Below are 22,013 nucleotides of genomic sequence, written 5' to 3'. Positions count from 1 at the left end.
GGTGCGGCACATAACCAAAATCAAAACGGAGGAGAAAATTCATGATTACCAGAAGATTAATCACAGCGGGCCTGATCGCCGCTTTGCCGCTCGCCGGTATTGTCGCAAATCAGGCCGTCGCTCAGGACATGCGCGATATCACCTTTGTGCAGCCCAGCCCCTCGGCCATCAACTCTTTCCCGGTGTTTGTGGCCATCGGTGAAGGCTATTTTGCCGAGGAGGGGCTCAACGTCACGGTGGAAGCGATCAACGGATCAGGCGCCGTGCTGCAGGCGCTTTCCGCTGGCCAGGCGCATTTCGGTCGGCCAGGCCCTGGCCCGGTCATTGCAGCGCGCTCGCGCGACGTCGACGCGGTTTTCATCTATAACGTTGCCGCCCGCAGCAACTTTGGCATCGTCGTCCGGGAAGATAGCGAAATCCAGAGCCCTGCGGAACTTAAGGGCAAGGTCATCGGCACCGGCACAGCCGATGGCGCCGAGGTTGGTTTTGCACGCAATGTCATGGCCGGCCAAGGCATGATTGCCGGCGAGGATTTTGAATTCCTTACGGTCGGCGACGGTGGGCCTGCGACGGTCGCCTTCAACAGTGGCGAGATGGATGCCTATTCGTCTTCGACAGCGGATGCGGCGATCCTGAACCAGCGCGGCATGGCCGTGCGGGACATTACCCCGCCTGAATTCGCGCGGTTCTTCGGCAACGGTATTGCCACCATGGGCGACACCATCCGAAATGAGCCGGAACTGGTCGAAAAGTTCATCCGGGCATTTGCGAAAGGTCATGCTTTCGCCTTGGATGATGCCAATCGTGAGGCAGTACTGGCGCATCTGAAGGACGGCAATCCGCAAGAGGGCGAAGACGCCGAATTCCAGTCCGCTCTTTTCGACGCGGTCCGGTCGAAAACCATCCCTGTGGATATGTCAAAAGGTCTTGGATATCTGCCGGCCGAAGTCTGGGAAGAATGGCAGGCCAGCTTGGTTGCCGGTGGTGAAATCGCGGCCCCGCTCGATGATCTGTCTGCGGCCTTTACCAATGAATTCAGTGCCAAAGCGAACGAGGCGCTGAACTGATGAGTGCTTCCGCAGCCCGTATAGATGTCCCGCCGGTCTCCGGCGAAGCCATCTATGAATTGACCAACGTGCACAAGACCTATGCGCGCAATCAGGTCATCGCCCTTGAAGATGTGAGCATCACCCTGCGCAAGGGCAGCTTTTCATCGGTCATCGGCTCAAGTGGCTGCGGAAAATCCACGCTCCTGAAGATCATGGCAGGGTTGATTCCGCCGACGCGCGGGCGCGTGGTCCTGCGGAACAAGCCTGTCACCGGCCCACGTCGCGACATTGGCATGATGTTCCAGCAGGCCACGCTCTTTCCCTGGCGCACAACGCTTGAAAACATTGTCCTGCCCATCGAAATCCGGGACGGGCGTGCTGCTGCCGAAAAGGCAAAGAAAAAGGCGCGTGAGTTGTTGGAGATCGTCGGGCTGAAGGGCTTCGAAGACGTTTTCCCGAACGAATTGTCCGGTGGGATGGCACAGCGGGCGTCCATCTGCCGAATGCTGATCACCGAGCCAGCCGTGCTGTTGCTGGACGAGCCCTTCAGCGCGCTGGACGAGCTGTCACGCGACACCATGAACATGGAGCTCCAGCGCATTTGCAATGAACAGCATGCCACGGCGTTTCTCGTGACCCACTCTATTCAGGAGGCGGTGATCTTGTCGGATCAGGTCTTTGTCATGAAGCCCCGGCCGGGGCGTCTTGCCGAGATTGTCGATATCGATCTGCCGCGTCCGAGGACGCTGGATATGATGACAACCCCGAAGTTTGGCGAGTTGGTGGATTACATCCGCAGCCTTTTGGACAAGGGAGAAGACCTATGACCGATGTGAGCGCAAGCGATCGTGACCAGGCGGAGGAAGATACCGTCTGGGTAGAGGAGGTGCCCCTCCTGGACCGCATTCCACGCGGGATATTGATGACCTTCGTTTTCGTGGTCTTTGTCGCGTTGTGGCAACTCGCCACCAGCCTAGATCTTGTGTCCAGCATCGTGCTGCCGACGCCTCTGGAAACCTTCAATGACATGGTTTTTGTCGGCAAGAACCTGTTGACCGGGCAGTACATGCTGCCCGCGCTCTGGATCACGACCAAGGAGGTGATCTACGGCTTTGCCCTGGCGATGTTTCTGGGGTTTTCGCTTGGTATTCTGGTCGGGGAAACCGCGTTTGGCGAGCGGGCGATCATGCCCTATCTCGTCGCCCTTGATACCATGCCCAAAGTGGCGTTTGCGCCGCTCTTTGTTGCCTGGCTGGGCTTTGGGATTGAATCGAAGGTTGCGCTGGCTGCCTTTATCGCCACCTTCCCGATTGTCGTCGGGACCGCAGCAGGCCTTCACGCCGCGGATGAAAACTCACGCATGCTTTTCAAGACCATGGGCGCCAGTCGTGTCCAAACGCTGATCAAGATGAAGCTGCCGATGGCGTTGCCCCAGGTCTTTACCGGCCTCAAAATCGGCGCGGTCGGTGTGATGGCGGGCGCGATCACGGCTGAATTTCTCGGCGGCGGTAAAGGGTTCGGCGAATTGATCCGGGTCGCGGCTTCGCAGCTGAACACGCCGCGCGTCTTCTCACTCATTCTGTATCTCAGCCTTCTTGGTCTCGCGCTTTATGCACTCGTAACGTTTGCACAGCGCAAGATCGTTTTCTGGCAACGTGACAGCGTCGGTGCACGGTTCGATGGCTGATCTGACAGAGCCAAATATACCGGTTTCAAACCTCCGCGATTTCGTTGCGAAGGCCCTGACGACCCAAGATGTGCCATCGAAGGACGCCAACACGGTCGCCGCCCTGATGGTTGAGGCGGATGTCTACGGTTATGGCACCCATGGGGTGTTCCGGCTGCGGCAATATCTGGCACGGCTGCGCGACGGCGGCTGCAATCCCAAGGCACAAATCAGCGTGGCCACAGAAACAGCCGCGACGGCGTTGATCGACGGCGACAACGGGCTTGGCCATTTGGCCCTATCCGCAGCGCGTGATCTGGCCATGCAGAAAGCCAAGGAAGCTGGGATTGGGTGGGTCGGCGTGCGCCGCGGCAATCACGCGGGGCCCCTCGCGCTCTATGTCCGCCCGCAGGCTGATGCCTGCATGATCGGCATGGCGTCTGCGGTGGGCAGCGCCAATCATGTGCCACCCTTCGGCGGATCGGACCTGTTGCTTGGCACCAATCCGTTTGCCATTTCTGCGCCCAGTGCCGACGCCGACCCCTTTGTCCTCGATATGGCCACAACCGTTGCTGCCATGGGCAAAATCAAAGTGCTTGCGCAGCGCGGAGAACTCATGCCAGAGGGTTGGATGGTGGGCCGGGATGGCGCACCACTGACCGACCCCGCCAAACGGTCTGAGGGGTTCCTGCTGCCCATCGGCGGTGCCAAGGGCTTCGGCCTGTCGGTGGCAATTGGCCTGCTGGCGGGCGTGCTGAATGGGGCCGCTTTCGGATCGGATGTGGTTGAGTTTACTTCCGATACGACCAGTGAAACCAACACAGGGCAATTCGTGATGGCATTGGATGTGGCAGCCTTTGGCCTTGGCCGCGATGCTTTTGCCGCAGCGGCGGCCCGTGTTTTCAGCGAGATGCGCGCATCAGCGCCGCTTCCGGGTCACGATCCCGTCCGCCTGCCGGGTGATGGCAAAACCGCCGCTGCTGCCAAGCGGCGCGCTGAAGGGCTGGCTCTGAACCCGGCGCTGCGCCGCGACCTTCAACACCTCGCCAAGGATGTCGGTGTCCCGGATCCGTTTACGGTTTGAAATACGCCCCACCTCCTGTTGCGACGCAACGTACCTCTCTTAAAAATGCATGAAAATCGAAAGGCAATGATATGGACTCTGTAGCTCAAGCCGTGGCTTACGCTTTTTCGCCCCCCGAGCAGGCGGCGCTGTCAATTAGTGGAACGACTGATCGTTTCCCCGTTCATCGGGTGTATTGCGTCGGCAGAAATTACGCCGCGCATGCCGTCGAGATGGGGCATGACCCGGATAAGGAACCCCCATTTTTCTTCCAGAAGAACCCGGACAATCTGGTGCCGGATGCGACCACATTTCCCTATCCAAAGGCGAGCGAGGATGTGCACCATGAGATTGAGCTTCTGGTTGCATTGAAATCCGGTGGCGAAGACATCCCTGTCGAGAACGCGCTGGACTGCGTCTTTGGGTATGGCGTTTCCCTCGACATGACGCGCCGGGATTTACAGGGTGAAATGAAGAAAATGGGTCGGCCCTGGGAAATTGGTAAAGCCTTTGAAATGTCTGCGCCTGCCGGGCCAATCATGCCAGTATCCGCAGTGGGGCATCCCGATGCGGGTGACATCTGGCTCAAGATCAATGATGAGCTGCGGCAGTCGGGCGATCTGAACCAGATGATCTGGAAGACACCGGAGATGATTTCGATACTATCGACGCTCTTTACCTTGCAGCCGGGCGATGTGATCCTGACCGGCACCCCGGCAGGTGTCGGTCCGGTTCAGCGTGGCGATAACCTGCATGGTCATGTGGCGGGCGTGGGAGATCTGGTGGTGACTGTTACTTGAGATCGACATTCAGGTCGGATGCGCACACGGCGGCGTGCGAAAGAGGCTGGGCCGAGCGCAATGATCCCAAACAGGTCAGCACGCGCCAAGGCCGTCAGAAGGCCTGTAGCGAACGCGATCCGTTGCAATCTGCTGCTCTAGTTGTGCTGCGAACGGAAGGGCTGAAAGACGTCGATCTGAGGATTGATGCGCCTGCTGACCTGCTGGCCGCATTGAAAGCGCTGCCGTCCAACCGGTTGCCCAAATCGGAGAGCTATCGCCAAAGCGCGATTGATCCGGACTAGGCCCATCATCAAGTGAAACTGAGCGTAAATAGTCCGGGTTTGCGCATTTGTCAGCGACGTTGCCTGCCATTCCCGGCCTCGGGGCGTCTGATCTCATCAGTCTTGATCACGATGATGAAGTGCTTGAGAACACCGGGAATAAACCGTGTGCCGTCATCCAAAAGAGCAGGCGTGGTGGCCTTATATTGGACCAGCTGATCTATTTTGCGAGCCACGAACGGCCCGTTTAAAGAAGCCGCCCGTCACGGTCGAATGTTCGCGGAACCGCATTTGGGCTATTATCGTCAAGCAACAGACCACCCAGGGTACTGAAACTGGCCTCTTCGAGATCGCCCCCCCGGGATTTCACAGGCTAGAGTCCGACGGATACGCCGCCGGTAACGGGCAGGTTGATCCCGGTGACATAGTTTGCCTGCGGCCCCGCAAGATAGGCCACAGCATGTGCCACATCGATTGGCAGACCCGCATCCTGTAGCGCGACATTGGCATAGCGATTTGCCTTGGTTTCCTCAAGAGAGTTACCGCTTTCAGCAGACAGCCGATGGTTGGCAGCCAAATGCATGTCAGTTGCAATGTACCCCGGACAAACAGTATTGCAGAGAATGCCATCACCTCCGAATTCGGCAGCCAGGGTCTTCGATAACCCAACAAGACCATGTTTCATCGCAGTATAGGCACCAAATCCCGGCTCTGCGCCGAGACTGCCTGTTGAGCCGATATTGATGATCCGGCCACCACCAATCTCTTGCATCCGGGGAATAACAGCCTGTGCCATCATCATCGGACCCAGCAGATTGACGCGAAAGCTTGTTTCCCATTGATCGGGCGTCGTCGAAAGAAAATTGGCCGATCCTGCAAGGGATCCCGCGTTGTTGACAAGAATATCGATGCGGCCGAACGCTGAAATGGTCTGCGCGACGCAGGCTTCTATGTCGTCTTGGCACGTGACATCCAGCTGCACTGAGATCGCCTGACTTTGACCTTGGGCGATCTCCGTGACGAGATCATTGAGCAGGTCCGCCCTCAGACGGGGCTTTCCTGCCACTGCCACCGTGCCGTCCATATCTGCCACAACGATGTCAGCACCGTCCATCGCCAGTCTTAACGCAATCGCGCGACCAATCCCTTGTGGTGCCGATGCGCCCGTCACGATGGCTGTTTTGCCGGCAAGCGTTCCCATTTGTACCCCGTCCCAGGCTGATGGTGATGCGACAGCGCTACATGAATATCCCAGGGTATCAAGTATTTTGCGAATACCGGTCTGGTCTCGTTTCACGCCAAAAAGGCCGTCAATTCAAAGCAGGTGCACGGATGACAGCTTTGGGGCAGGCGACCCGGACACGCCGAACCTCGGCCAGGGGTCGCGCATGACATCACGAAGCTGTGGCTATGGTTTGTCATGCGCGGGAGATACCCTATTTATAATTCTTAGAAAGAGTTGCGCGTAACGCGCGTTGGCTTTGTCCAGCAAGCTATGGAAATGAGAGATTCGACAGGAGGCATCCAGATGATTTCCAAGCGTCCTACCCGTAGAACCATCCTCGCAGCAGGCTCTGCCGCTGTCGCAACGGGCGTTTCCGGCCTGATTGTGCCGGCTCAGGCTCAGGGTCTTGCCCCGACGGCTTCGATGCGAGGCGGCGCCAACAACTACCTGCCCGGCGCACCGATTGTCGATAAAATTGGGGGTGGGGGCTTCTGGATGACCGGAACCGTCCGCCGCGCCGGAGATGGCGCACCGCTTGCCGGTCAGCGCATTCAAATCTGGGCGCATACCACCGAAGGTCACGAGCGCGACCCGCATAGCCATGGTGCCACGCTCACCGACGCAAACGGCGAATTTCGCCTGGAGATGCCGCAAATTGTCCCCGCATTTGGCCAACCGCATGGGCATCTCGCCTATGACAGTGACGACTTCGAAACAGTATTCCTGCGTCCCGTCATGTCAAAGGCAGCTGAGACCACTCTCGAGGCGCATTTCGTCCTTCAGTCGGCCTGACCCACCAGGATGAGCCTCGCGCGCGCTACCTTGAAATGGGCAGCCCTCGCGATGGCCGTTGCTGTGCCCATCGCAGCGGCGGCCACCAGCCCGCTGCTCGCTTGGCGCGATCCGGTTTACATCGTGGCTGGCTTTGCCGGGGTTGTCGCGATGTCTCTCTTGCTCGTTCAACCTTTGCTCGCGGGTGGGTACTTGCCGGGCCTGACGGTACAGATCGGACGACGAATCCACCGCTTTGTTGGCGCTTTCTTGTTAATGGCTGTGGTCATACATGTCGCGGGGCTTTGGATCACCAGTCCGCCAGATGTGATCGACGCACTGCTATTCGTATCACCCACCCCATTCTCTGCCTGGGGCGTCATCGCCATGTGGACGATCTTTGCAACAGCGCTTTTGGTCGCTTTCCGTCGGCGGTTACGCCTGCACGTGCGCACTTGGCGGCGCGTTCACACGATCTTCGCGATTGTGATCGTGCTGGGTAGCGTGGTCCATGCAATGCTGATTGAGGGCACGATGGAAACGGTGTCAAAGGCGGCGCTCTGCGCGCTGGTCCTCGCAGCGACCATCAGGACGGTGGTTGGCCTCCGGGCTTTCGCGACACGGAAGACATCGCGCTGAGCCGGACCTGTTGTCGCGGATCTTCAAATTCAGACAGGCAATTCACTTTAGAGCATGCTCGCAGTGCGCTGACGCCAAGGCGATTTCCGCTGAAAAGCGGTCAAAACTCTTGTAACTGTTGAGCTGAGGATGACAGCTTCCTCACCCAGAATTGCGATGTCGCGCCAACCAATTGCCACCACTCAATGCTATCAATTCGAAACCAGGGCAAAGCCATGTCCCAAAGGTCGCCAGACGAAGAGCGTCAAAAGCGCAGCACCAATCGCTGCGACCATAAACGGCATGGCAAGCGCAAGATCGCGGGCCATGATTACAGTGGCGGCATTGACGACAACCCCGGACAAGAGAAGCCCGATGGGCATCATGCCCCAAGCCAGAAGTCGATAGACGCTGTTCACGCGGCCAAGCAGTTCATCGGGAATGGCCCTTTGGCGATAAGACACGGATACGGTGTTCCAGATCAGCCCGGTGAACTCGAACGCGGCCAGAACCAGCGCCAAAACGAAACCGTTCGGGGCCAGCGGGATGGCCGCAAAGGCCACGGCCGAGGCCAGCGTCATCCATTGTGCCGCCGCCCCAGGACCCATCCAGCGCACGACCCGCTCGGCGACAAAACCCCCCAGGATACCTCCGACGGCACCGGCCGCGAGGATCAAACCAAACCCCCAGGCCGCGAGCCCAAGATTTTCCTGCACATGCAGAACCAGCGCGATCACCACCATCTGATGCAGGAGGTTCCACGCCCCTGTCGTGACCGCAAGAAGCCGCAGCAGGGGGGCATCGCGCAGAAATGCCAGTCCTTGCCCCAGCTCCTTTCGCCAATCGGGCGTATCGTTGCGCCGCGGTTTGAAAGGCCCCTGCAAGCTGAGCATCAGCGCCACGGCCAGCGCAAAAGTGACCGCATTCAGGGCAAACGGCAGCCAGATGATCCAACCAATGAGAAAGGCCCCGATCGCTGGCCCCAAGAGCGCGTTGCCGACCAGTTCGACACTCCACAGCCGTCCATTGGCCCGTTCAAGCTGGTCGTGCGGGACAATCGCGGGCAGCATGGTCTGTGCGGCATTGTCCCTGAAAACCTCAGCGGTGCCCACCAGCAAGGCGCACCCCAGCAACGCGGCAAATAGGGTTGGCTCTGCGGTTCCGTCCCCGGTCACCGGTGCAAGCGGCTGCGACATCCAGACAACCAGCGCTGCCGTGGTGAAGGCGATGGCCCGCACCATGTCCATCGCCAGGATCAGGCGACGGCGGTCTGTTCTGTCGGTGACGATCCCGGCCGGTAACGCAAACAGAAACCATGGCAGGCGGAGGGCGACGGGCATGAGGGCGATCAGAAAAGGGTCGCGGCTCAGCAGAGACGCGATCCATGCCCATACGACGACAGCAATCCCATCGGCGAGATTTGTCATGCCGCTGGCGACGATAAACCTTGAAAGCTGGTGGGATTGAGGAGGATTGCTCATGGAGATGCCTAACGTCAAAATTGATCGTGATGAACAGTTCCTAGGTCCTCAAGTATGGTTTAGGTCAACCTTAAACTCTGGTCGGGATCGACTTTTGCGATAGCCGGAATTTGACCATGGGGAGCGCGGGCTAAATGCCACCCCGCTCAAATTCTTCTCGCTGTCCTTGGTCGCTCGAAGATCATGCGGTGGCCAGGCGCTGCTGCACATAAACGTTGGCAGCCACGTCCGGCGCGTTTTACCTGCCAAACCTTGGCATTCTTTGCCGACAATGAAGGGCAGGCGATGTCAAAATGTCCACAATACGCGCTAACATTGCCGCCGAAGCTTTAGAGACCTTGTTCGTCAGCCTCCTGCGCGTGAAACGCCTTGAGGCAGGCAACGAACTCCATTGTCTTGCGATCAGGTTCCGGTTTCTTGCGTGTGATGGCAGCGAAGGTGCTGGAATAGCCGGTATCTGCAGGTGCAATCGGACGCACGGTACCCTTGCGCAGGAAGGTCTCGGCGACGTGATCCGCCAGAAACCCCAGGTAGCGTCCGGATTGGATGAGTAGGGACAGCGCCTCTTCCTCTTGCACCCGGGCGGCGCGTTTGATGCCAAGGTTCATGCCCGCCTTCATGTTTGGAGAGTTGAACGCGTAGCCTGCGTATTTGTGATCCGCGAGGGCCAGATCGCTGACGGTTACGTCGTTTCGCGTGTCAAAAAGCGCATGCCCTTCACCGCAATAAAGCGTCATATGCTCGGTATAGAGGGGGGTATATGTCAGCAGGGTGGATTGGCGGTGCACGGGCACGATCGCCACATCCATGGTGCCATCGGTGACACGCGCCTCAAGGGAACTGGGCGGATCGAGGGCGATTTCAAGAGCCACATCAGGGGCAATATCGTCAAACTTTTGAATGGCTTTGTGGATATGGGCATTCGGATTGGTCGTGGACTGATCAAACAGGCCGATCCTCAGGGTGCCGGTCAAATTGGTTTGGATATTGTCAATCTCTGATTGAAACCCTTCGATGGACGCAAGCAACCTTCGCGCTGCAACCAATACCTGTTCACCTTCTGGCGTCAGCGAAAACCCGGATGGGCCGCGATTGCACAGCTTCAGCCCGACACGCAGCTCCAGGTCCGAAATGTGCTTTGAAATGGTCGAGCGCCCGATGTTCAACTCAAGTTCAGACGCTGCAAAGCCGCCGAATTCGGTCACTGTGATGAAGATACGCACAAGCCGAATATCGACATTGGTAAGGCTTCGAATGAGTGCGCGTTTGGCCATCTAAGGTTTCTCTATTATGCAACTATGCACAACATAGTTTCTAGTTGTCAAACATTATGCCGCCCGTATTGTTATCTCTATTAAGATCGCGCTACGTTCGCGAGAACAACAGGGAGACTATAATGTCAATAAAACCTCCATTATCCGATCTACCGATTAAGACCGCTGACAGCGGTTTTTATCGGGGGTTCAGTGTTAACGTAACTGTCATCAGTAAGATCATCATCAGTATGCTGGTGGTCTGGTGTATCGTTTGGCCAACCCAGGCGGGCACCGTTCTGGGCAATTGGAACACGGCCATCCTGGCGCAGTTTGCGGCCTGGTACATCTGGGTGGTGACCGCCTTTGTCATCGTTTGTATCGGCTTGGCCATCTGGCCCACCGCCGGTCGCCTGAATCTGGGCACCGATGGCGAGAAGCCTGAGTTTTCGAATTTCTCATGGTTTTCGATGATGTTTGGCGCCGGGATCGGTGTCGGCATGCTGACCTGGGCCGTGGCGGAACCCGTCGCCCACTTCAAGAACAACCCTTCGGTCATTCAGGGTCTGACAACGGCCCTTGATGCGGACAACGTGCGTACGGCCTATGTGTGGTCCTACCTGCACTGGGGTTTGGGCGCTTGGGCGTGTTACGCGATTGCAGGTCTGGCGCTGGCCTTCTTCAGCTACCGCCGGGGATTGCCGCTGACGATCCGCTCGTCACTGACACCTCTTTTTGGCAAATCCCTGTCCGGCCCGGTGGGCCACCTCATCGATATCGTGGCCGTCGTGGCGACAATTCTCGGTGTGGCGCAAACGCTTGGCTTCGGTGTTGAGCAGTTCGTGGCCGGTCTGACACGCATCGGGATCGGTGGTCTTGCGCTCGAAGATGGCTCCGCGACCACAATGGGCATCGTGATTGCCTTGCTGGTGATCATGGGGGCCTCGACGCTCTCGGCGCTGTCGGGTGTTGGCAAGGGCATCAAGTGGCTATCCAACATCAACATGGTGCTCTCGATCTTCCTGCTGGGGTTCTTCATCCTCTTTGGCGCAACATGGTTCGGGGCGATGGCCTTCTTCGTCGGCATTTGGGACTACCTGGTCGCGCTGCCATGGCTGAGCTTCAACGTCTACAGCTCTGATGGTGTCGAAGGGTCCGAAGCATTCCTGCTGACGCAATGGCAGGGCTGGTGGCCGGTGTTCTACTGGGCCTGGTGGATCGCCTTTGCGCCGTTTGTGGGTCTGTTCCTCGCGCGTATCTCGCGTGGCCGGAGCATCCGCGAATTCGTGCTGGGTGCGATGATCGTACCGTCGCTGATGTGCTTTGTCTGGTTCGCCTGGGCCGGTGGCACAGCGATCGACCTCGAGCTCAACGGTGAGGCCAATGGGCTGATCCTTGATGCCGCCAACGGTGACAAGATCTTTGCGATGACCGAGTTCATGCTGGCGCCGATTGCACAAGCCCTGGCTTGGGGCATGGCGGTCGTGATCGTTGTCCTGCTGATGACGTTCCTCGTGACCTCCGCTGACTCTGCGGTGCTGATCGTGAACACCATCAACGCGGCCGGTGACGAAGGTCCAAAGGCCCGCCCTCACATCCTGTTCTGGGGTGCTGCTCTGGCGCTGGTTGTTGGCGGTCTGCTGATCTCCGGGGGGACGGGGGCCATTCAGACCGCGATGGTGATCGGAGCGCTTCCGTTCTCGATTGTTATGGCGCTGATGTGCATCGCTTTGATCAAGGCCATCTTCAACGATGGTCGCCGGGAAGCGGCTGGTGTCGCGACAACGATTGACCCGGAAACCTCGGTGATGCCAGCGGAATAATCTGGCAACAATGCTCCTTAAAGGCCCCGGTCACCACCGGGGCCTTTTTTATGCCGTCCAGCAGCGATAGCATCACGCGAGGCTGTGGGATGGCCAACCGTCTTCGTGTCGTGTCGTGAAAGCAGAGCGATAGGTCCCGCTGTAAGAGCCGTTGTCATATCGATTTGAACCTGTTGGGTGATGGGATGGTCATCAGATGAACCTTACCCTGCGCTGAAAGCAGGCAGATGATCTTGAGAGAGAGGAGAACGCCTTGTCTGAGACGCCGAGTTTAAATGACGAGCATCTGCAACCAATCGACGACGCGCAGCTTTTCCCGCAGGCCCGGAGCGTGCATCCACCGCGCATATTGCTCTTGTACGGGTCCCTGCGCGCCCGCTCTTTCAGCCGCCTGATGACAGAAGAAGCGGGACGCGTTTTAGCGCACCTTGGGGCGGAGGCAAAAACCTTCGATCCCTCAGGGTTGCCGCTGCCCGATGATACGGATGCACAACACCCCAAGGTACAGGAGCTGCGCGATCTGGTGACCTGGAGCGAGGGCATGGTCTGGTGCTCACCGGAGCGTCACGGGGCCATGACCGGGATCATGAAAGCGCAGATCGACTGGATACCACTCTCGCTCGGCGCGGTGCGGCCAACGCAGGGGAAAACGCTCGCCGTCATGCAGGTCTGTGGTGGGTCGCAAAGCTTCAACGCGATCAATCAGCTGCGCATCCTGGGCCGCTGGATGCGTTGTCTGACGATCCCGAACCAGTCGTCGGTTCCAAAAGTATTTCAACAGTTCGAGAGCGACGATCGCATGAAACCATCACCTTACTATAACCGCATGGTCGACGTGATGGAGGAGTTGCTGAAATTCACCCTGCTGACAAGAGACAGCAGCGCCTATCTGGTTGATCGCTACAGCGAACGCATGAAGAGCGCCGAAGCTCTGACGCGCCGGGTCAATGAACAGGCTTTGGGATCTGGCCAATGCAAAAGCTGCTAGCGGCTTGGTCCGCCAAGTATGAACGGCAACCTGATCTGTTGAGCGCGCATCCGCTCGCTAGGAACGGCCTTGGGGCGTCGGGTCAGCGCCGCTTTTCGATCACCCCATATTGCGCGTAGCCGCGATAGAGTTGGTGGTGGCGCGCGCCTGCGCCAGCGTCGCGCGCGATTTCGCTGAGAACGGGCGCCAGAGACAGACGCGGGCTGACGTGGAATTTGCGCAGCCATTTGTTCAGCGCCGTTCCAAACCAGCGCGGCCAACCGTGTTGATCCGAAAAGTCGACCACATGCAGCTCTGCACCGGGTGCGAGGTGGGCAAATGCCATGCTCAGCGCAGCCTCCCACTCCGGGATCATCGAGATCCCATATGAGATAAAAACCCGATCAAAGTGCGGACGATTAAACAGGTCCGCACCATCAAAATGGCAGGCATCTGCCTGGGCGAGCTGCACCTTCTCGCCCAACTTGTCTTGCGCGGATCGCAGCATTTCAGATGAGATGTCCAATCCATAGAACGCGCAATGCGGGTATTTTTGCGCTGCGACCTGCAGGTTGCGCCCGGTGCCGCAGGCGATTTCCAGCACATGCGATCCTTCCTTCGGCGCGAGCCCGGCAATCAGGTGGTCGCGGCCAAAGAGGTAGTACTTCCGGGACAGATCATAGATCAGCCGTTGATGGCGGTAGGTCTGGTTCATCAGGTTGGCGTGAGAATTGGCACCTGTATCAAGCATGGGTATCAGCCTTCGAAATGGTAAAGTTGAAAGGCGCCGTAAATCGCCGAGCGGTCGCGTGCGCTGCCATCTTTGGAGACTTCGTCGTCGTATGACCAGCGCCCAAGCAGGGCAGGGGCCACGCGCCCGGGCAGGATGTCAGCGGTGCCGCCGGTGCGGAAGATCACCCGTGCGCCGGGGCTGGCCGTGCGGGTCATCTCGCGCCAGAGCGCATTCAACTGCGCGTCGTTCATCCAGTCCTGCGCATCCAGAAGCACATATCCTTGTTTCGAGCCGTCCGGGGCCGTGGCCAGATGGTCGGTGAGCGATTGGTTCACGATCCTGCCGCGGTTGGCATAGCTGCGCAGTGCTTCGAAATTCTGTGCCTGGAGATAGGGCGGGAGCGCGGCATCCGGGCTGGGATCATAGCACCGCGCAAATGCTTGCCAGGCAAAGTAATTCTCTCGAATTGGAAAGTCGCAGGTGAGCTTGCGCACACGCTCGCGCAGCACCGGAATTACATCGCCACCCCCATCTGCGGCCAGCTTGTCATACTGCGCAGGCGGGATGCCCAGACCGAACAGCGACGCCCGGAAACCAGCGAGCCTTTTCACCAGCCACATGTCAAAGAGTGGGGCGATTTCCGTGTCAAAAAAGGCCTGTTGCTCAGTCTGGGTGCGCGCCGCCAACAGCCTGGAGAAATCAACACGGCCAAGGCGCGCGACCAGATGCACCGCACCCAGAAAACGACCAAGCAGCCCATATCGGTAAAAACCCTTCTGGAACAGCGAAAGCCTGCGGCGGAATGGCGACCGCCCTTCCCAGAAAGCGCGGCTTTGGTCATCCAGACTGTGCCGCAGATAGCGGTCGTAAAGCCGCATATTGCTTGCCATGTCGGCGCGTCCGAAAAACTGGTAGAGCGCCGCGTGGTCGGGCAGGTTCTGTGCTGCGGTCAGTTTCAGACGGCCCAGAGCCACATGGGCCGGTGACAGATCAACCGCCGTGACAGAGGCCGGTCCGGCGGTCAGATAGGACATCATGTTGCAGCTACCAGAGGCGATGCAGACCAGATTGTCGTCGGGGCTGATCTGCAGGGCGGCCATGTCGACAACCGGGTCCTCCCAGATCTGAGGATACACCAGACCGAGAAACAGGCGCGAGAAAAGCTGTTCCAGATGCCCGGTCGTTGCATCGGTGTCTTGCCGAACCGCGGCGTCCAGCTGGGCCTGTGCAGAGATGTTCATCAGGTCTGGGCCTCGCTATACATTTTCCAGTTGTTTGTCTTTGCGGCGGGCACGGCGCAGGCGCGCGCGTTTGCGGGATTGCCGGGCAGAATTTTCCCAGTCGATCAGGGCCAGGCGGCCACTGTCCAACTCCACAACCGCCGTGCAGCTTTCGACCCAATCGCCGGTATTCACATAGGCAATGCCATCCATCTCGCGGATGGCGGCGCTGTGAATATGGCCGCAAATGACACCATCATAGCCGCCCCGTCTGGCTTCGGTTGTAAGCACGTTTTCATATTCACTGATGTAGTTCACGGCTTGCTTGACCTGATGCTTGGCCCATTTCGACAGCGACCAGTATTGCCCGCCCCAGAGCCAGCGCAGCCGGTTTAGCCGGGTATTGAGCCACAGCATGAAACCATAGGCCCGGTCGCCCACATGCGCGAGCCACCTGGCGTTGACCACCACGGAGTCGAATTGATCCCCGTGCGTGACCAGAAACCGCTTGCCATCGGCGCTGGTAAAATCGGCGCTGTGCAGGACCTCAATGCCGCCGAAATGCGTGCCCAGATAGGAACGCAGAAATTCATCGTGATTGCCGGGGATCAAATAGATCTTTGCCCCATCATGTGCCTTGGCCAAAAGGGTCTGGACCACGTCATTATGGGCCTGCGGCCATAGAAAACCTTTGCGCCGGATGCGCCAGGCATCGACGATGTCACCGACGAGATAGTATTCTCGTGCCTCGTGTTGCCGCAGAAAATCCAGCAGCAATTCCGCCTGGCAACCTGGCGTGCCCAGGTGGATATCCGACAAGAAGATGGTGCGGTAATTCACGTTGCTGCCCGGCCATTTTGCTTTTGCGCCGTGTATATCGCGCGCCGATCACAGAAAAATGACGTCCGCACTTTTTGCCAATTGGGGCTGTTGCCGATCGGAGGGTAGGGGCGAGAAATGGGGAGGAAAACGCATCACAGCATGGCTGATGGCGACAGCTTTCGCGCAGAGAAAAGCATCGGCGATCCGGTTTTTCCCACTGCATCAAAATCTTGACGAAATTCATCGCTATGCATGGGCCCAAGAGAAATCACCCGGTGGCCTGAATGAGCGCGCTTGAACAAAACTATCGTTATCTGGCCCGGTCAGCGCTGCGCGATCATGCCAACGGTCAAACCTTGGCTCTGGTAAGCGATACCAGTGCGTCGCCTGCGAACCAGGGTCAATTCCTGAAAGCGAGGGCGCTTTATCCAGATGTGACGGCGCGTGGTCTCAGGGCCGTGTCCGAGATTGTCGGGTCGCGGTTCTATGTGCCGCCATCGATGCTGGCGCGGATGCTGCGCGAAGCGGATCCGGTGGCAACCGTCAGCAGCACTGCCGTCCGGTTTGAAGGCTTTTCCGCCTGCTGCAGCGCCTATATCCGGCTTGATCTCGACCAGAATGCGCTGAACACCACGCTGCGCCGGAAGGGGACTGTGAACGTGGATTTTGGGGCCGAGATGCGGAGCACGCTGGCCCAGATGAGCACGCGCAACACGCTGGACCTGACGATTGGTGCGGATGCGGTCGAGGTCGCGCGCGACGGCCAAGCCATCGTGGAGAAGAAAGTGCCGCTGCCCCTGCGGTGGATCAAGGGGTTTGCCGAGGTGCAAACCGTTATGGCGGGCATGACGAAGGCTTACACGTTGAAACCTATGGCGGCGCAGCGCTTTTTGCGGCAGTTGCCGCGCGGAAAGAGCGATCATCTTCAATGGCTTACTCTGGCCGGTGATCTGCCGCGTTTGACGATGCGTGAGGTGCCTGGCGCGGTGCCTTTGCGTGGTGCGCATCGTTTGCGTGCTTTGGAGGTGATGGCTGGCCTGTGTGAACGTTTGGAGGTCTATGTCAATCGGGATACGGGCGCCTCGGCTTGGGTGCTTGAGCTTGCTGCTCAGCGCCTGTGCCTTGTCTTGAACGCGAATCCGTGGCGAGGGTTTTCCGGGGATGGGGGGCTGCTGTCGCAGATTGCGACCTCGGACGGGTCCGGGGCGGCGGCCCTGCGGGCGCAATTGTGCTGGCAGGAGCAGCTGGACGAGGTGTCTCTCGCCGCTGCGACGGGTTTGTCGGTGCGCGATACCCGCCGTGCGATGGCGGAACTGGCCGCTGTCGGTCTGCTTGGGTTTGACCTAAAAGAGAACAGATATTTCCACCGAGTACTGCCGTTTGATCTGGAACGCATCGCGGCGATGAACCCCCGCCTCAATGCCGCGCAAAAGCTACTCGACAAAGGGGCCGTACAGATGATCGGAAAAGGCGCTGAAGTGCGCAGTGCCGGTGTGATCCATCGGGTGGACGCGCATGCTGAGGGCTGGCGTTGCACCTGCCCCTGGTACGCCAAACATGCCGGGGGCCGGGGCCCGTGCAAACACGTGCTGGCGGTCGAAATGCAAGTGGAGCAAGGGGCATGAATTCCGACGATATCCTCAAGCTGATCCGCACAAAGCGACCTGAAGTGGTCTTGGAGCGGCTGGCCGCCATACCGCAGGCGGAGCGGCGCAAGCATGGCAAAGACGTCGCGCGTTTCTATGGTGAGGCGTTGCAAAACCGGAAGACCGCCAAGTCGTTTGAGGCGGTTCAGGTGGGTGTTTTGGCGACGGCGACCCTGACCGATCTCAAAAAACTGCTCTTTCACCCTATTCCAACCAAATTCGGCATCGAAAACGCCCTGCGCACCCTGTCACCGGAGTGGACCGATGCATGGGTTGCATGGGTGGTTGAAAACAGCCCCCACTGGATCGCGCGTATTGCGCCGGTTTGGGAGGCCGGTCTGTGCGCTCGACCGACAAGCGATGCCTTCATTCTTGGCTACTACGCAACCTACGCGCAAAACCGCGACCTCTCCGCGGATGATATGTTCCTCGACCACGACGTCTGGCGCTTCTTCGAAGTCGAAGGCGGTGGCGAATTCAGCCTCGCGGCGCATGATAAATATGCGAGCCCCGATTGCAGTTGGGCAACGCAACTTGTGGCGCTTGTGAACGCAGGCAAGCTGGACCGCGACAGGATGCTCGATGCAACGCTGGAGGCGCTCGCCCGCGATTTCGCGCAGTTTCGTGCAGGCTGGTACGCGCGGTTTCACACCGCTCTTAACCCCACGCCAGAAGAAATTGCCAAACGGGCGGAACGGTATCTGTCGCTGCTTGGGTCGTCGATCCCGACGACGGTATCCTTTGCCATCAAGATTGTGCAGGCCTTGGACAAGGCGCAGGAGATCGCGCCCGGTGACCTGTTGGAGGCGTTGGACGGCCCGCTTCAGGCTCGGCAAAAGGGTACCGTGGTGGCTGCCTTGCGCCTCATCGCCTCAGCGGTCAAACGAGACCCGACGTTGTCCGAGGCCGCGACCCGAAAGGCGATATGCGCACTGGTGTCCGAGCAGGCGGATGTGCAATCCAAAGCGCTCGACCTGATTGAGAGGTTAGATGCTCCGGCGATCCAGGATGCCTTGGCGCAATATGTGCCGCTGGTGGCGCCATCGGTTCAGGCGCGCATTGCCACTATGGCGGGGATCAGCCATGAAACACCGCAAGCCGGTCAGGCCATTGCCCAGACCAGCATCCCACAGCAGATCATGCCCGTCGCTGATGCTGCCGAGGCGCTCACGGTGTTTCTGGCCGTTCTGGAAGTCTCGCGCGATCCGTTTGAGGTAGAACGCGCAATCGATGGGATTGCACGGTTTGGCGTGAAATTAACAAAGGACGCCAAGCTCCTGTCACCACTTAAAAAACGTGCTAGGCAGATTTGGAATAAACCGGGCGAGAACTACACAAGGGTTGTTCTGGCAGCGACTGGCAGCGCGCTCGCCGAGGGCACCGCAGTGCATGAATTTGCGGACGAGAGGGGTTACAATCCGAGCGTCGCTCATGTGCCAAAAGGGTGCTTTGCCCGCGTGTTTCGCGATCGCAACGCCGAAATCATCGAGCGTATTCAGTCGGGGTTCAGCCTGCCGATGCTATCTGCACCCACAGATACCGGCGGCTTCGTTAATCCGGTGGTCTTGATGACCCGGCTTGAGCCTTATCGGGCAGCCGGGGTTGCGCCGGGGATGGTCGATCTGTCGCTGGCCTTGTTGCGGTTGTCTACAGACAATCGCGAAACGGCGCGCGTGGGTTTTGTGCCAAAAACAGAGGAGGAACACGCGCTGGCCTATGCTTTGGGCTCCGACGCGTGCCTCGGATCGCAGCAAGCGCTGTGGGCCGCCGCCTGGGCCGCGCGGCAGCCTTGTCCGACCGATCCGCACATTGTCGCGCTGTTTGACCGGCCACATCCCGATTGTGGCATTGCCGCGGAATATGATGTCTCGGTCGCGCGGATCGACCGCGATATCTATCGCTACATCGACGTTAGAATTGCCGAGCCCTTGACTATTACGGAGGATACAAAAGCCTTGCCCGCCATGTTCCATGTGACAGGCGCATACGGGGTTTTTGCGTGCAGTGGCACCTATGAGGATGTGGCTTGGGCCTCCCTTGTCAGACCGGGATGGCCAGAGCCATTTTTCCGCTCCGCAATCGCCAGGCTGGATCCCGATCAAAAACTGACCGATCACCCGTGCCTGGGTTTTCTGGAGCCGTTCTTCCGACCGGGTCCCCCATGTGGACCGCTGGGCGCTGCGACACTGGTTTACTATATGGCGTCAGAGGACAAATCCGTCTCCGGTCTGGCCTGCGAAGCTGTCGCCACATTGTTTGCAGAAGACCGCCTGGAGGTTGCGCTCTTTGCGCAGGCGTTGAAGCCGTTTGTCTTGGCCGATGCCCTCCCAACCAAACGGTGGACGAAAGGACTTGGTACAATCGCTCAAACGGCCCCACAAAACGCGACGCTGGTGCGCGAAGCCATGGTCGCGATGCTGGATTTTACCGCAGATGACACGCCGCATGACTTTGGCGGCATGTTGGAGCTTTTGTATGAACTCTCTGTCGCCTCACGAACCACCTCGCTCAGCCCGCAAGCCGAGGACTGCCTGCGTGATATCCGCGGCGGCGGGAAATTGGCGAAATTCTCGAAGAAGCTGCTGCAGATGGCCCAGGGGGTGGAAGCCTGAGGCCGAAAACATGCAGGCAACCTCGGCGGCTGTTGTTTGAATGACCGAAGCGCGCCTTCGGGAATTCAAACTATCTTCTGATAACAGATACCTACTTCAGGGAGTTGAACCTTTCAGTTAAGTCCGCAATCGCGCTCGCATAGGGGCCGGGACCGTAGCTTGCACGGGACACACCGATCTCTGCGACACCGGCGAGTGTGTCCAGCGCGCCTTTCATCATCACATTCACCGGAAGGCTGGCCGCATCAACAATGTCGCCAATCAAATCATGTTGTGTCAGGCCGGGGATGAAGAAACCATCTGCACCTGCTTCCGCATAGGCGGCTTCACGTTCCAGCGCGTCGGGGGCCAGCTCAGCGTGCTCCGACGGATCCGACCCCAGAAACACATCGGTCCGCGCGTTGATGAACAGGGGGATGTCTTCCATCCGAGCCGCTTCGCGCACGGCGCGTATCCGCTCGACCTGCGTTGCAACCGGATAGAGGCCCTCGCCCTGCACGATGCGATCTTCGAAATTGATGCCAATTGCACCTGCCCGCAGGACCTGGCGCACGTTTTCGGTCACAAGCTCCGGGGCCTCGGCATATCCCCCTTCGAAATCAACGGTGAGGGGGATATCCACGCTGGCCGCGATGCGTTCCACGACACGCAGCACGAAATCCAGTGGCATGGCTTCGCCATCCTTGAACCCATGTGCGGCGGCGACCGACCAGCTGCCGGTTGCGACGGCCTTGGCGCCCGCTTTCGCGAGCGCTTTTGCCCCACCTGCGTCCCAGATGTTGTAGAGAACCAGAGGATCACCTTTCACGTGCAGTGATTTGAATAAATTTGCTTTTTCGGTCTGGCTCATTGTTTCATGCTTCCCTTTCCTGGGGTTGATATTGGCGTTCTATGTCGATCAGTTTCTGCTTGCGCCACAGACCGCCACCATATCCGGTCAGCGACCCGTCGGCACCAACAACGCGGTGACAGGGGATGACAATGGCCAGCCGATTGGCGCCATTGGCGCGGGCAACGGCGCGCGTGGCGGAGGGCCTGCCAATGTATCTGGCAATCTCTGAATAGCTGCGCGTTGTGCCGGGCGCGATGCGCGTCAGTTCCGCCCAAACCTCGCGTGCAAAGGGTGATCCGTCGAGCGCGCAGGGTGTCGAAAAACCGGCGGAAGCGCCCGCAAAGAAGGCACGCAATTCCGCTTTGATCTGCTCGCCGGGGTCGGTTTTACCGATCCCGAGCCTGCCATGGGCGTGCTTTTCCAGCTGGGTGATCTCTCTTTTCAGTGCTGTCCGGTCGACGAATTCCAACAGGTGAAGATGTGATCGGCTGCTTACCGAAATCATATCGCCCAAGGGGGTTGTGACCCAATCCGCGAAGAGCAGGGGTTTGCTGTCAAAATTGCCCGGGGCGCGGCCCAGGAGCTGTGCAAAGGCCGCTCTGAACGCGCTTGCGGATGCGAACCCTGCATCTATTTGGGCGTCAATAACCTTGCCGCCCTCGGCCAGAATCGCGAACCCGTCGCGCAACCGCCGTTGCCGGGCCATTTCCAGAAAGGTCATCCCGAACTGGCGCTTGAAACTGCGGCGGATCGTGGAGAGGTCAAAGCCCATATGTTTGACATCGTCTTCGGACCAGCGGTGCGCTGGCCGTGCCTCAAGCGCCGCAAGCAGGGTGCCGACCGCAGGGTCCGCCGATGCCATGGGGCGCAAGGGCTGGCATCTCTTGCAGGGGCGAAACCCCGCTTCCAGGCACGCCTTGACCGATCCGTAGAACCTACAGTTTTCGGGCTTTGGTTTACGGGCAGGGCAGGTCAGCCGGCAAAACACACCCGTTGTCGACACGCCGACATAAGCCTGTCCGTCATAGGCGGTATTCCGGTCAATCAGCGCCTGGTAGAGCGTGTCGCGGTCTGGAAGATCAAAGAGCATGCACCCTGCATATCATCTGGCAAAAGAGACGCCGCCGAAAATCGGGCGTGTATTTAATTTTCTTGAGCGTAAATGGAAT

General features: G+C 58.9%; 21 protein-coding genes. 12 read left to right on the top strand and 9 right to left on the bottom strand.

Translation table 11 applies throughout. The features are described 5' to 3' along the window. Positions 1 to 41 precede the first annotated feature (41 nt). The 6 genes from Q1A20_RS02870 (at position 42) to Q1A20_RS02845 (ending at position 4,862) form a co-directional block, all read left to right on the top strand. Positions 42 to 1,067 carry an ABC transporter substrate-binding protein gene (locus Q1A20_RS02870; protein ID WP_299915835.1) on the top strand — a complete coding sequence of 342 codons (1,026 nt, stop codon included), beginning with the start codon at positions 42 to 44 and terminating at the stop codon, positions 1,065 to 1,067. Further along, complete coding sequence (locus Q1A20_RS02865; protein ID WP_299915833.1) at positions 1,067 to 1,876, top strand: ABC transporter ATP-binding protein; 810 nt, start codon at positions 1,067 to 1,069, stop codon at positions 1,874 to 1,876. The genes Q1A20_RS02870 and Q1A20_RS02865 overlap by 1 nt, the downstream gene beginning before the upstream one ends. Then, complete coding sequence (locus tag Q1A20_RS02860; protein ID WP_299403767.1) at positions 1,873 to 2,736, top strand: ABC transporter permease; 864 nt, start codon at positions 1,873 to 1,875, stop codon at positions 2,734 to 2,736. The genes Q1A20_RS02865 and Q1A20_RS02860 overlap by 4 nt, the downstream gene beginning before the upstream one ends. Then, entirely contained in the window at positions 2,729 to 3,799 is a 1,071-nt protein-coding gene (locus Q1A20_RS02855) for an Ldh family oxidoreductase (RefSeq protein ID WP_299915831.1), read from the top strand. Before Q1A20_RS02860 ends, Q1A20_RS02855 begins: the two co-directional genes overlap by 8 nt. Before the next feature lie 71 nt (positions 3,800 to 3,870). Next, positions 3,871 to 4,578, top strand: coding sequence for a fumarylacetoacetate hydrolase family protein (locus Q1A20_RS02850; protein WP_299403772.1), 708 nt, complete (start codon positions 3,871 to 3,873; stop codon positions 4,576 to 4,578). Further along, on the top strand, positions 4,575 to 4,862 hold the full coding sequence (locus Q1A20_RS02845) for a hypothetical protein (protein ID WP_299915828.1): 288 nt from the start codon (positions 4,575 to 4,577) through the stop codon (positions 4,860 to 4,862). Before Q1A20_RS02850 ends, Q1A20_RS02845 begins: the two co-directional genes overlap by 4 nt. A 50-nt stretch (positions 4,863 to 4,912) precedes the next feature. On the opposite strand, the gene Q1A20_RS02840 is transcribed toward Q1A20_RS02845, so the two are convergent. Both Q1A20_RS02840 and Q1A20_RS02835 read right to left on the bottom strand, forming a co-directional pair. Then, positions 4,913 to 5,077: a hypothetical protein gene (locus tag Q1A20_RS02840; RefSeq protein WP_299403777.1), complete on the bottom strand. Its 165-nt coding sequence runs from the start codon at positions 5,075 to 5,077 to the stop codon at positions 4,913 to 4,915. 137 nt (positions 5,078 to 5,214) lie between these two features. Further along, a complete protein-coding gene (locus Q1A20_RS02835) occupies positions 5,215 to 6,138 on the bottom strand; it encodes an SDR family NAD(P)-dependent oxidoreductase (RefSeq protein WP_299915826.1) in 924 nt (307 codons plus the stop codon). A 231-nt stretch (positions 6,139 to 6,369) separates the two neighbouring features. Between Q1A20_RS02835 and Q1A20_RS02830 the strand changes: the two genes are divergently transcribed. Continuing rightward, positions 6,370 to 6,858 (top strand): twin-arginine translocation pathway signal, encoded by a 489-nt coding sequence (locus Q1A20_RS02830; protein WP_299915824.1) that lies wholly within the window; start codon positions 6,370 to 6,372, stop codon positions 6,856 to 6,858. 9 nt (positions 6,859 to 6,867) lie between these two features. After that, complete coding sequence (locus Q1A20_RS02825) at positions 6,868 to 7,476, top strand: ferric reductase-like transmembrane domain-containing protein (protein ID WP_299915822.1); 609 nt, start codon at positions 6,868 to 6,870, stop codon at positions 7,474 to 7,476. Between the two features lie 191 nt (positions 7,477 to 7,667). On the opposite strand, the gene Q1A20_RS02820 is transcribed toward Q1A20_RS02825, so the two are convergent. After that, positions 7,668 to 8,936 (bottom strand): MFS transporter, encoded by a 1,269-nt coding sequence (locus Q1A20_RS02820; protein ID WP_299915820.1) that lies wholly within the window; start codon positions 8,934 to 8,936, stop codon positions 7,668 to 7,670. Between the two features lie 329 nt (positions 8,937 to 9,265). Then, complete coding sequence (locus tag Q1A20_RS02815) at positions 9,266 to 10,210, bottom strand: LysR family transcriptional regulator (RefSeq protein ID WP_299915818.1); 945 nt, start codon at positions 10,208 to 10,210, stop codon at positions 9,266 to 9,268. A gap of 122 nt (positions 10,211 to 10,332) precedes the next feature. Here Q1A20_RS02815 and Q1A20_RS02810 point away from each other — a divergent pair, with 122 nt between their 5' ends. Next, positions 10,333 to 12,012 carry a BCCT family transporter gene (locus tag Q1A20_RS02810; protein ID WP_299403793.1) on the top strand — a complete coding sequence of 560 codons (1,680 nt, stop codon included), beginning with the start codon at positions 10,333 to 10,335 and terminating at the stop codon, positions 12,010 to 12,012. Between the two features lie 253 nt (positions 12,013 to 12,265). Further along, complete coding sequence (gene arsH, locus Q1A20_RS02805) at positions 12,266 to 13,000, top strand: arsenical resistance protein ArsH (protein ID WP_299915815.1); 735 nt, start codon at positions 12,266 to 12,268, stop codon at positions 12,998 to 13,000. 82 nt (positions 13,001 to 13,082) lie between these two features. Here the strand turns inward: arsH and Q1A20_RS02800 are convergent, their stop codons facing one another. The 3 genes from Q1A20_RS02800 to Q1A20_RS02790 are packed head-to-tail and all read right to left on the bottom strand — an operon-like array spanning position 13,083 to position 15,772. Further along, positions 13,083 to 13,730 (bottom strand): class I SAM-dependent methyltransferase, encoded by a 648-nt coding sequence (locus Q1A20_RS02800; RefSeq protein ID WP_299915813.1) that lies wholly within the window; start codon positions 13,728 to 13,730, stop codon positions 13,083 to 13,085. Positions 13,731 to 13,735: 5 nt separating this feature from the next. After that, positions 13,736 to 14,953: a DUF3419 family protein gene (locus Q1A20_RS02795; RefSeq protein WP_299915810.1), complete on the bottom strand. Its 1,218-nt coding sequence runs from the start codon at positions 14,951 to 14,953 to the stop codon at positions 13,736 to 13,738. 15 nt (positions 14,954 to 14,968) lie between these two features. Continuing rightward, positions 14,969 to 15,772, bottom strand: coding sequence for a UDP-2,3-diacylglucosamine diphosphatase (locus Q1A20_RS02790; RefSeq protein ID WP_299915808.1), 804 nt, complete (start codon positions 15,770 to 15,772; stop codon positions 14,969 to 14,971). A 266-nt stretch (positions 15,773 to 16,038) separates the two neighbouring features. Between Q1A20_RS02790 and Q1A20_RS02785 the strand changes: the two genes are divergently transcribed. After that, the gene (locus Q1A20_RS02785; protein ID WP_299915806.1) at positions 16,039 to 17,379 is read left to right on the top strand and encodes an SWIM zinc finger family protein; all 1,341 of its coding nucleotides are present in this window, start codon (positions 16,039 to 16,041) and stop codon (positions 17,377 to 17,379) included. Continuing rightward, positions 17,376 to 20,012 (top strand): DUF6493 family protein, encoded by a 2,637-nt coding sequence (locus Q1A20_RS02780; protein WP_299915804.1) that lies wholly within the window; start codon positions 17,376 to 17,378, stop codon positions 20,010 to 20,012. The genes Q1A20_RS02785 and Q1A20_RS02780 overlap by 4 nt, the downstream gene beginning before the upstream one ends. 91 nt (positions 20,013 to 20,103) lie before the next feature. On the opposite strand, the gene Q1A20_RS02775 is transcribed toward Q1A20_RS02780, so the two are convergent. Continuing rightward, a complete protein-coding gene (locus Q1A20_RS02775; protein WP_299915802.1) occupies positions 20,104 to 20,862 on the bottom strand; it encodes an isocitrate lyase/phosphoenolpyruvate mutase family protein in 759 nt (252 codons plus the stop codon). Between the two features lie 4 nt (positions 20,863 to 20,866). Next, positions 20,867 to 21,934 carry a bifunctional transcriptional activator/DNA repair enzyme AdaA gene (locus Q1A20_RS02770; protein ID WP_299915800.1) on the bottom strand — a complete coding sequence of 356 codons (1,068 nt, stop codon included), beginning with the start codon at positions 21,932 to 21,934 and terminating at the stop codon, positions 20,867 to 20,869. Positions 21,935 to 22,013: the final 79 nt, after the last annotated feature.

Origin of the sequence: uncultured Roseobacter sp. (genome assembly GCF_947501835.1) — a bacterium.
Taxonomy (GTDB): Bacteria; Pseudomonadota; Alphaproteobacteria; order Rhodobacterales; family Rhodobacteraceae; genus Roseobacter.
This window is presented reverse-complemented; position numbering and strand designations above follow the sequence as displayed.